This is a genomic window from Isoptericola sp. NPDC057391 (genome assembly GCF_042668085.1).
GTDB lineage: Bacteria > Actinomycetota > Actinomycetes > Actinomycetales > Cellulomonadaceae > Isoptericola.
Window position 1 is genome coordinate 1 of record NZ_JBHVBO010000146.1, and the last position, 10594, is coordinate 10594.

At 70.4% G+C, this 10594-nt stretch carries 8 protein-coding genes and 2 tRNA genes; 2 read left to right on the plus strand and 8 right to left on the minus strand.

Translation table 11 applies throughout. The features are described 5' to 3' along the window. Positions 1 to 91: 91 nt before the first annotated feature. Positions 92 to 631, minus strand: coding sequence for a peptidylprolyl isomerase (locus ACFUVW_RS16060; RefSeq protein WP_430572326.1), 540 nt, complete (start codon positions 629 to 631; stop codon positions 92 to 94). Between the two features lie 105 nt (positions 632 to 736). Here ACFUVW_RS16060 and ACFUVW_RS16065 point away from each other — a divergent pair, with 105 nt between their 5' ends. Further along, the gene (locus ACFUVW_RS16065) at positions 737 to 1750 is read left to right on the plus strand and encodes a hypothetical protein (protein WP_430572327.1); all 1014 of its coding nucleotides are present in this window, start codon (positions 737 to 739) and stop codon (positions 1748 to 1750) included. Positions 1751 to 1845: 95 nt separating this feature from the next. On the opposite strand, the gene ACFUVW_RS16070 is transcribed toward ACFUVW_RS16065, so the two are convergent. From ACFUVW_RS16070 to gyrB, 7 genes are all read right to left on the minus strand, one after another. Continuing rightward, entirely contained in the window at positions 1846 to 2214 is a 369-nt protein-coding gene (locus ACFUVW_RS16070; protein ID WP_430572328.1) for a YciI family protein, read from the minus strand. Positions 2215 to 2355: 141 nt separating this feature from the next. Beyond that, positions 2356 to 2431 (minus strand) — tRNA-Ala (locus tag ACFUVW_RS16075). A 30-nt stretch (positions 2432 to 2461) separates the two neighbouring features. Continuing rightward, complete coding sequence (locus ACFUVW_RS16080; RefSeq protein ID WP_217700772.1) at positions 2462 to 2581, minus strand: DLW-39 family protein; 120 nt, start codon at positions 2579 to 2581, stop codon at positions 2462 to 2464. A 63-nt stretch (positions 2582 to 2644) separates the two neighbouring features. Further along, positions 2645 to 2718: transfer RNA gene (locus tag ACFUVW_RS16085), tRNA-Ile, on the minus strand. Between the two features lie 116 nt (positions 2719 to 2834). Then, positions 2835 to 3722 carry a DUF3566 domain-containing protein gene (locus ACFUVW_RS16090; protein ID WP_430572329.1) on the minus strand — a complete coding sequence of 296 codons (888 nt, stop codon included), beginning with the start codon at positions 3720 to 3722 and terminating at the stop codon, positions 2835 to 2837. After that, complete coding sequence (gene gyrA / locus ACFUVW_RS16095) at positions 3722 to 6343, minus strand: DNA gyrase subunit A (protein WP_430572330.1); 2622 nt, start codon at positions 6341 to 6343, stop codon at positions 3722 to 3724. The genes ACFUVW_RS16090 and gyrA overlap by 1 nt, the downstream gene beginning before the upstream one ends. Positions 6344 to 6458: 115 nt before the next feature. Continuing rightward, positions 6459 to 8570, minus strand: coding sequence for a DNA topoisomerase (ATP-hydrolyzing) subunit B (gyrB, locus tag ACFUVW_RS16100; protein ID WP_430572331.1), 2112 nt, complete (start codon positions 8568 to 8570; stop codon positions 6459 to 6461). Between the two features lie 442 nt (positions 8571 to 9012). On the opposite strand from gyrB, the gene ACFUVW_RS16105 reads away from it, so the two are divergent. After that, the gene (locus tag ACFUVW_RS16105; protein WP_430572332.1) at positions 9013 to 10557 is read left to right on the plus strand and encodes an LPXTG cell wall anchor domain-containing protein; all 1545 of its coding nucleotides are present in this window, start codon (positions 9013 to 9015) and stop codon (positions 10555 to 10557) included. The last annotated feature ends 37 nt before the right edge of the window (positions 10558 to 10594 follow it).

Consider the following 10594-nt stretch of genomic DNA (forward strand, 5'->3'; position numbering starts at 1 on the left):
GTCCTATCTTTCCCGAAGTGGAGCGCCCCCTGGGGCGCGTGAACGGGACTGCGAAGAGGTTCTCGACCCCGACCGTGACCTGGACCGAGGCTCAGTCCTCGATCGTGACCGAGTTGATGACGATGTCCTGCACCGGGCGGTCGCCGGGGCGGGTGGGCGTGGTGCCGATCGCGTCGACGACGGCGCGCGACTCGTCGTCGGCCACCTTGCCGAAGATGCTGTGCTTGCCGTTCAGCCACGGGGTGGCGCCGGTGGTGATGAAGAACTGCGAGCCGTTGGTGCCCTCGACGGCACCCGTGACGGGGTTGCGGCGCTTGCCGGCGTTCGCCATCGCGAGGATGTACTTGCCGTCGAACTGGAGCTCGGGGTGGATCTCGTCGTCGAAGGTGTAGCCGGGGCCGCCGGTGCCGGTGCCCAGCGGGTCCCCGCCCTGGATCATGAAGTTGTCGATGACGCGGTGGAAGATCACGCCGTCGTACAGGGGGTCGTTGCGCTCGGCGCCCGTGGCCGGGTCCGTCCACGTCGTGGTGCCCTTGGCCAGCCCGACGAAGTTCGCGACGGTCTTGGGCGCGTGGTTCGGCAGCAGCTCGATGCGGATGTCACCGGCGGTGGTGTGGAGGGTTGCGAACATGTCCTCATCCTCTCACCCTCCCTCTCACCAACCGTATCCAGGACCCGCACGGCGCGGCCCGCGCGTGCCGCTGCAGGCCAGGGCACCAGGTGGCACAGTGGGTCCATGGTGCGAAAGAACGTGGGCGACAGCGTCAAGGACACTGCCAAGGACCAGGCCGAGAAGCTCTCCTCGAAGGTCTCCGAGAAGGTGAGCTCGACGATCAACGACATCGACACCGAGAAGCTCAAGGGCTCCGCGACCGAGGCGGCCGCCGTCCTGGTCGACGTCGGCGCCCGGGCCGCGGGCGGGGCGAAGGGCGCCGCGAACCAGGCCAAGGACTGGGCCGAGCCGCGCGTCGACTCCTTCCTCGAGTGGCTCGTGCCCCGCGCCGAGAAGGCGTGGCGCGAGAGCGTGCTCGCGGCGGCGCCGCGGGTCGAGAAGGCGGCCGACAAGGCCGCCCCGCTCGTGGACACGGCGCACGACAAGATCGTGGACGACTACCTGCCGCGCATGGTCCAGGCGTTCAACGAGGCCGCGACGCGCGCCGGCGCGGCCGCGGGTGCGGCGGGCGTCGTGGCAGCGGACGCCGCGCGCGACGCCGCGGAGAAGGCCGGCCGCGCGGGCAAGAAGGCCGCGAAGAAGGCGGCCAAGGAGGCCGCCAAGGCCCAGGTCGCCGCCGAGAAGGCGGCGCACAAGGCCGCCAAGGAGGCCGAGAAGTCCGGCAAGGGGAAGGGGCTGTTCTGGTTCCTCGCGCTCGCCGGGGCCGCCGTGGCCGGGTACGCCTTCTGGCGCCGCGCCCAGCCGCAGAACGACCCGTGGGCCGAGCCCTGGGAGCAGCAGTCGGGTCCGGACTACGACGGCGCGGCACGCGACGCGCGGCACGCGGTCGGCGACGCGGCGGAGGCCGTCGGCGAGGCCGCGGGCCACGCCGTCGCGAAGGGCCGCGAGGCCGCCGAGCGCGCCTCCGAGAAGGCCGCCGAGCTCGGCGAGGAGGTCACCGAGGCCGTGGACAAGGCCAAGGACAAGGCGACCGACGCGGCCAAGAAGGCCACGAACCGCACGCGTTCCACCGCCCGCAAGGCGGAGGACGCCGCCGGGGACGCCGCGAAGGACGCGGGGGACGGCGACAAGGCCTGACCACCCGCCGCACGGACGGCACCGCACCGCGCCGTCCGCCACACCACCACCGCAGGGCCTCGTCCACAGGGACGGGGCCCTGCGGCGTCCCCGGCTCAGCCCTGCGGCACGTCCTGGAAGGCGCGGACCTCGACCCGGCCTCCGAGAGCCTTGGCCGCCAGCGTCCCCCACGCGATCGCCGCGGCGTCGTCCGCGGCCTCGATCACCCAGAGCCCGCCGAGGTACTCCGGGGCCTCCACGAACGGGCCGGGGGTGACCGTCGCGGGCTCACCGGCGCCGTCGATGGTCGTGGCCGTGCTCGGCGGGTGCAGCCCGCCGGCGAACCGCAGCGCGTCCGCGGCCTCCAGCGACTCGTTGAACGCGCCCACCGCGGCGAGCGTGGCCTCGAGCTCCTCCGGGTCCATGGTCGCCATCGTGGGTTCGGTCTCGGAGTCGTGCGGCACGGACAGCAGGTACAGCGTCATCATGACCCCCTTGTCGTGACGGACGGCCGGTCGGCGGCCCACCACCCACCATGCGGGATCGGTGGCGCGGGCTCAACACCTCGGACGTTCCGCCATGCGACGACGAGACCCCGCACGCCGGCGGGCGTACGGGGTCTTCTGTGGTGGAGCCAAGGGGACTCGAACCCCTAACCCCCTGCTTGCAAAGCAGGTGCGCTACCAATTGCGCCATGGCCCCTGGCGGCCTCGTCAGACGGGCCGGGCGTGCTCAGTCGATGGTGTCGGTGACCTCGGACCACAGGTCCCGGTCGGCCGAGTCCTCGTTGAGACGGCGCCAGACCAGGTATCCCGCGCCCAGCGCGAGCAGGAGGACGAACAGCTTCTTCATCTTCTGCCTCCTCGTCACGACCGTCGTCGTGCGTCTCGGGCCCGGGCCTGAGGTGGCCTGGAGTGGGGCTAGGAGGACTTGAACCTCCGACCTCTTCCTTATCAGGGAAGCGCTCTAACCGTCTGAGCTATAGCCCCGAGCGCGCCCCCACGAGGGAGCGCGTGCAGCACGGAACATTACCGTACGCGCGGGTCCGTTCCCAAACCGGGGGAGCCGTCACGCGGTGTGACGTCGGTCCCGGCCGGGAGCGGGTTCACTCGTCCGTCAGCGTCAGGTGCACGCCGCCGACGAGCGCGGCCGTGATGTTGTACAGGATGGCCATGATCGTGGCGAGCGCGGTCAGCAGCACCACGTTGACGATGGCGATCAGCACCGACAGCGAGACGACGCGGTCGAACTCGATGAACTGCATGAGGTTCACGGCCTGCGGGCCGATCGTCTCGCTCAGGAAGCCCTGGATCTTCGCGAAGGTGCCCATGTCGTTGAGCACGTACCAGACCACCATCGTCGCGACGACGGTGATGAAGCCGATCGCGACGGACAGCAGGAACGCGAGCTTCATGATCGACCACGGGTCGACCCGCGAGACCGACAGGCGCACGCGGCGCGCGCCGGCGCCGGGCTGTGCGGTCCCGACCATCGGGCCGCCCACGGGAGCCGCCGCCGCGGGAGCGGCCGTCCCGTGCACGCCACCGGCGGAGTAGTGCATCTCCGGGCGGGGCTCGGCGGACTTCGAGGAGCTCTTCGAGGACGCCTGAGCGCCCGTGTCGCCCGCGCCGTCCTGGCCCTTGCTCGGCGCCTCCGGCATGACCGACTGGACCTTCTTCGCCGCGCTCCGGGCGGCGGCGAGGGCGGCCGCCGCCGCCTTCACCGCGCCCTCCTTGACGGGCGACGCGCCCTGGGCTGCCGTGCCGTCCGGGGCGACCCCGGGTGCGGACGCCGGAGCGGACGACGGGGTGGCGGCCGGCGGGGCCGGCGGGGCCGGCACCTCGCCGACGCGGACGGCACCCGCGGGTGACGTGGTCGCCGTGGTCGACGTCGCGCCCGCTGCCGGGCCGCGACGGTGGGTCGAGTCGTCGATCTCGGCCTCCCGCGTGGGAGGCGCCGACGACGCCCGGGTCGACGCGCTGTTCTCCGTCATCAGTCCTCGTCCCCGCTCGTGGTCTGCTCGTCGGCGGTCTGCTCGTCCACGCTAACCGACTCGTCGCCGCTTGCCTCGTCGACGTCCCGACGTTCGACGTTGCGGGCGACGGCGATGATGCGGTCACCGCGGTCCGGCTTCGCGAACGTCACGCCCTGCGTGGTACGGCCGGTGAGGTTCACCTCGGCGACCGCCGAGCGCACGATCTTGCCACGCTCCATGATGACCAGCACCTCGTCGTCGGCCTCCGTGACCAAGGCCCCCACGAGGTCTCCACGAGCCTCGACCAGGTTGGCGACCTTGATGCCGTAGCCGGCGCGTCCCTGGACCCGGTACTCCGTGATCGCGGTGCGCTTCGCGAAGCCGCCCTCGGTCACGACGAACAGGTCCGTCCCCGGGGTGACGACGTCCGCGTTGAGCAGCTCGTCCTCCTCCCGGAACTTCATGCCGGTCACGCCCGACGTCGCCCGGCCCATGGGCCGCAGCGTGTCGTCGTCGGCGGGGAAGCGGATCGACTGACCCTTGCGGGACACCAGGATGAGGTGGTCGTCGGCGTTCACGAGGCGCGCGGCGACGAGCTCGTCGGCGTGCCCCTCCTCGTCCTCGCGCAGGTTGATCGCGATGAGCCCGCCCGAGCGCGGCGAGTTGTACTCGCCGAGGCGGGTCTTCTTCACGAGCCCGCGACGCGTCGCGAGCACCAGGTAGTCCGCGGCCTCGTAGTCCGGCAGGTCCAGCACCTGCGCGATGTGCTCGCCGGGCTGGAACGCCAGCATGTTCGCCACGTGCTGACCCTTGGCGTCACGACCGCCCTCGGGCAGCTCGTAGCCCTTGGCGCGGTACACCCGGCCGAGGTTCGTGAAGAACAGCAGCCAGTGGTGCGTCGTCGTGACGAAGAAGTGCTCGACGATGTCGTCCTCGCGCAGCGCGGCCCCGCGCACCCCCTTGCCGCCGCGCCGCTGGGCGCGATAGCTGTCGGTCCGGGTGCGCTTCGCGTAGCCGCCGCGCGTGATCGTGACGACGACCTCCTCCTCGGGGATGAGGTCCTCGACCGACATGTCGCCGTCGAAGGGCAGGATCGTGGTGCGGCGCTCGTCGCCGTACCGGTCGACGATGTCGTCGAGCTCGTCCTGCACGATCGTCCGCTGACGCTCGGGCTTGGCGAGGATGTCCTGGTAGTCCTTGATCTGCCGCTCGAGCTTGTCGTGGTCGTCGATGATCTTCTGGCGCTCCAGCGCGGCGAGGCGCCGCAGCTGGAGGGCGAGGATCGCGTTGGCCTGCTGCTCGTCGACGTCGAGCAGCTCCATGAGGCCGGTGCGGGCCTGCTCGGCGTCGGGCGACCGGCGGATGAGCGCGATGACCTCGTCGAGCGCGTCCAGCGCCTTGAGGTAGCCGCGCAGGATGTGGATCTCGCGCTCCGCCTCGGCCAGCAGGTACTCGGTACGGCGACGCACGACCTCGACCTGGTGGGTGGTCCAGTGGCGCACGAAGGCGTCGAGGCTGAGCGTGCGTGGCACGTCGTCGACGAGCGCCACCATGTTCGCGCCGAAGCTGAACTGCAGCGGCGTGTGCTTGTACAGGTTGTTCAGCACGACCTTCGCGATGGCGTCGCGCTTGAGCACGATGACGAGGCGCTGGCCGGTGCGGCCGGAGGTCTCGTCGCGGATGTCCGCGATGCCGGCGAGCTTGCCGTCGTTGACGAGGTCGGCGATCTTGCTGGCCAGGTTGTCCGGGTTGACCTGGTAGGGCAGCTCGGTGATGACGAGGCAGATCCGGTTCTGGATCTCCTCGACGTTGACGACGGCGCGCATCGTGATGGAGCCGCGCCCGGTGCGGTACGCCTCCTCGATGCCCTTGGTGCCGAGGATCTGCGCGCCGGTCGGGAAGTCGGGTCCCTTGATGCGCTGCATGAGCGCGGCGAGGAGCTCCTCGCGCGACGCGTCGGGGTTCGCCAGGTGCCAGCGCACGCCCTCGGCGACCTCGCGCAGGTTGTGCGGCGGGATGTTGGTCGCCATGCCGACGGCGATGCCGGCGGAGCCGTTGACCAGCAGGTTCGGGAACCGGGCGGGGAGGACGACGGGCTCCTGCGTGCGCCCGTCGTAGTTGTCCTGGAAGTCGACCGTGTTCTTCTCGATGTCCCGGACCATCTCCATGGCCAGCGGGGCCATGCGGCACTCGGTGTACCGCGGGGCGGCGGCCGGGTCGTTGCCGGGCGAGCCGAAGTTCCCCTGGCCGGCGACGAGCGGGTAGCGCAGCACCCAGTCCTGCACGAGGCGCACCAGGGTGTCGTAGATCGCCGTGTCGCCGTGCGGGTGGAACTTGCCCATGACGTCGCCCACGACGCGGGAGCACTTCGAGTACGCACGGTCGGGGCGGTAGCCGCCGTCGTACATCGCGTACAGCACGCGGCGGTGCACCGGCTTGAGGCCGTCCCGCACGTCCGGGAGCGCGCGCCCGACGATGACGCTCATCGCGTAGTCGAGGTAGCTGCGCTGCATCTCCAGCTGCAGGTCCACCTGGTCGATGCGGCCGTGCTGCACCGTCACCGTGCCGTCGGTCGTGTCGATCGCCTCGTCGTCCGGGGCGCCGTCCGTCATGTCGGGGCCGGGGGTCTCGTCCGTCACCGTCTACCTTCTTCCTGTCCTGCGCCGCCGGGGCGCGGGTTCCGTCGTCCTCGAGATCGTGTCGCTGATGGCGTACAACGGCGTGCGTACGAGTTGTACGACGCCGTCCCTGCCGCTAGATGTCGAGGAAACGGACGTCCTTGGCGTTGCGCTGGATGAAGCTGCGGCGGGACTCGACGTCCTCGCCCATGAGCACCGAGAAGATCTCGTCGGCCGCGGCCGCGTCGTCCATGGTCACCTGCAGCAGCGTGCGGTGCTCCGGGTCCATGGTGGTGTCCCAGAGCTCGGTGTAGTCCATCTCGCCCAGGCCCTTGTAGCGCTGGATGCCGTTCTCCTTGGGGATCCGCTTGCCGGCGGCCAGCCCCTCCTTGAGGAACGCGTCCCGCTCCCGGTCGGAGTACACGTAGTCGTGCGGCGCGTTCGACCACTTGAGCCGGTACAGCGGCGGCTGCGCCAGGTACACGTGGCCGTGCTCGATGAGGGGGCGCATGTACCGGAACAGCAGCGTGAGCAGCAGGGTGCAGATGTGCTGGCCGTCGACGTCGGCGTCGGCCATGAGCACGATCTTGTGGTACCGGAGCTTCGAGAGGTCGAAGTCCTCGCCGATGCCCGTGCCGAACGCCGTGATGAGGGACTGGATCTCCTGGTTGGAGAGCGCCTTGTCGAGACGGGCCCGCTCCACGTTGAGGATCTTGCCGCGCAGCGGGAGGATCGCCTGGTTGTGGGGATTGCGGCCGCGGACGGCGGAGCCGCCGGCCGAGTCTCCCTCCACGATGTAGATCTCGCAGTCCTCCGCGCGGTTGGACTGGCAGTCCTTGAGCTTGCCGGGCATGCCGCCCGAGCTGAGGATCCCCTTGCGGCGCGTGGCCTCGCGCGCCTTGCGGGCCGCGATGCGCGCCTGCGACGCCTGGATGGCCTTGCGGATGACGTCGCGCGCCTCGTTCGGGTGGGCGTCGAACCAGTCGACGAGCTTCTCGCGTACCACGCGCTGCACGAACGTCTTCGCCTCGGTGTTGCCGAGCTTCGTCTTGGTCTGGCCCTCGAACTGCGGCTCGCCGAGCTTGACGGAGATGACGGCGGTGAGGCCCTCGCGGATGTCGTCTCCCGTGAGGTTGTCGTCCTTCTCCTTGATGATCTGCTTGTCGCGCGCGTAGCTGTTCACCAGGGTGGTGAGCGCCGCGCGGAAGCCCTCCTCGTGCGTGCCCCCCTCGGTGGTCGAGATGGTGTTCGCGAACGTGTGCACCGACTCGCTGTACGCGCTGGTCCACTGCATCGCGATCTCCACCGAGATCTTGCGCTCCGTGTCCTCCGACTCCACGTCGATGATCTCGGGGTGGATGAGCTCGGACTTCTTGGCCGCGTTGATGTGCGCCACGTAGTCGGTGAGGCCGTTGTCGTAGCGGTACGTCACCGAGCGCACGGGGTTCGTGTCCTCGACGTCGGCCGCGCCGTCGACCGCGGTGACGTCGCCGTCCGCGCCCTCCGGGGCCTGGCCGGCGACCTCGTCGTCCGCGACGGCGTGGCCGGCACGCTCGTCGCGCAGCGTGATCTGCAGGCCCTTGTTGAGGAAGGCGTACTGCTGGAAGCGCGAGCGCAGCGTCTCGAAGTCGTACTCCGTGGTCTCGAAGATCGTGTCGTCGGCCCAGAACGTCTGTGTGGTGCCCGTGGCCTCGCCCTCGGCCAGCGGCTCGAGCTTCTGCACCTCGGTGACGGGCTCGCCGCCGTCGCGGTACTCCTGACGCCAGTGGAAGCCGTCGCGCTTCACCTCGGAGACGAAGCGGGTCGACAGCGCGTTCACCACCGACATGCCCACGCCGTGCAGGCCGCCGGAGACGGCGTAGCCACCGCCGCCGAACTTACCGCCCGCGTGGAGGATCGTCATGACGACCTCGAGCGTCGGCTTGCCCTCGGTGGGGTGCATCGCGACGGGGATGCCGCGGCCGTTGTCGCGGACGCGGACGCCGCCGTCGGCGAGGAGCGTCACCTCCACGCTGTCGGCGTGACCCGCGAGGGCCTCGTCCACAGAGTTGTCCACAATCTCGTAGACCAGGTGGTGCAGGCCCCGCTCGCCTGTCGAGCCGATGTACATGCCCGGGCGCTTGCGGACGGCCTCCAGGCCCTCCAGGACGGTGATGTTGCCGGCGTCGTACCCGTTCCCCGGTCCGGCTGCTCCGTTGGCTCCGTGGGCGACAGTGTCGGGACGGGGGGTGTCGGTTCGGTCTGCCACAGGCGGAGCTGCTCCTCGGTCGTCGTGCACGCGCCGACGCTTCGTGCGGTGTGCAGGCGGCGCGGCTCTCAGGTTCCGGGCTGCGCTCGACCGAGCCGTGCGAGAGGTCGCAGCACGACCCGGAATGACCGTCCCAGTCTACCTGCCGGAGGCAAGGAATCGGCGGATTGACGCCGCTGGGGGGAAGTTCCGCACACGTTGTCCACAGGCGGTGGACGGCGCGTCCTCCACAGCATTGTCCACAGGGTTTTCCCCAGGCTTGTCCACAGTTCGGGGGCAGTCCGGGCTGCTCCTCCGGAAGGTCGGGTTTTTGTGCTCTGACCGTTATCAACGGCTCTCCCGATTTGCTCCAAAAACTGGTGTACTACACCACGATTCCCCGTTTCGCACGTCGACTGGCGCGCGCCCGTGCACCGGTCACCACCGAAGGGACAACCCCACAGTGAAGAGGACCCTGGCCGGCGTCGCCGCGACGACGCTCGCCGTCGGAGGGATGCTCGTCGCCACCGCGGCGCCGGCCTCCGCCCACACCCCGCGCGTCAACGACTCCTGTAGCAGCCTCGAGGTGAACCTCACCCAGTACCAGGGCGCCGACGTCGTCGTCACCATCGACGGCACGACCGTCGCCGACGAGAAGTTCGACAGGTCGTGGCACCGGACGTTCGAGCTCGACGGGTCGAAGGGCCACGAGTGGACCGTCGACGTCGACGCGCGGGACGGCGACCAGTACGACGCCCACGAGCGCGGCACCACCAAGCCCTGCACGCCGACGACGCCCGAGCAGCCGCAGGGAACCGACATCCAGGTGGGCATCTACCTCTACCCGAAGCTCGACAAGGACGAGCCCGCCGCGTGGGAGAACTCCGGGAAGCAGCAGCTGCTCGGGACCACGCCGCTGACCGTCCCCGAGGACGAGCTCAGGAACGACGAGCACTGGTACACCGAGCTCCCGGAGACGGACGCGCTCGACGACATCGACCTGTGCACCGGCTGGGGCATCCAGCAGGACCTGGTGCGCGGCGGTGTCGACGACTACACGATGCCCGAGACGATCACCTACCCCGACGGCTCGTCCATGGACGGGAACCTCGTCGACTGGCAGCACCAGGAGCTGAGCGACTTCGGCATCGAGCTGCCGTCCGCCGAGGACTGCGCCACGCCGCCCGAGCCCGAGGTCCCCGAGGTCGAGGAGCCCCAGGTCGTGGTGCCGCAGGCGCCGGCCGCGCTCGAGATCTGCGGCGCGGACGCGTCCGACGTGATCCTCCCGGCGGACACCGAGGACGTCACGTACCTCACCACCGAGCAGGGTGTGCTCGCGGTCCCAGCCGCGGGGCGCACCTTCGGCCACGACCTCGCCGGGTACACGCGCACCGAGGGTGGCGACGTGATCTTCCCGATCGAGCAGCTCGTCCCCTCGGAGGAGGAGTGCGCGCTGGTCCCCGGTGACATCGGCGCGGTCTGCGTGGGCGACACGCCCTACCTGGACTACGGCATCTCGCTGCCCGAGGGCGTCGAGGTCGACGACGACACGCCGCTGACGATCACGTTCCTGCACCCGGACGGGGGCGAGAACTACGTCGCCACCGACCAGCCGCTCGAGGGCGAGCTCCTGTGGCCCGGCGCTTCCGACGCCGAGCCCAAGCAGTGGCCGGGCTGGGAGCAGCAGGAGGACGGCTCCTACGTCGAGACCGACGGCAACTACGCCTGGACCCGTGACGGCGTCGAGGTGCTCTTCGAGGTCAACCCCGAGTACTCGCAGGTCGTGAGCTACCCCGAGGCGAACACCGAGTGCGCCAACCCCGTGGGCACGGGCGGCGCGGACGTGGACGTCGTCGCGGACGACGCCGACGTCCCGCCGGCCGCGGCCGAGCCCGCCGACGAGCTGCCGAAGACGGGTGCGACGGTCGGCGTCTTCGCCGGCATCGCCGCGCTGCTGATCGTCGGTGGTGGCGTGCTGTTCTGGCTGCGTCGCCGCATCCAGCACTGACGCACCACGCACGAAGAGCGAGGGGCCCGGCCGCAGC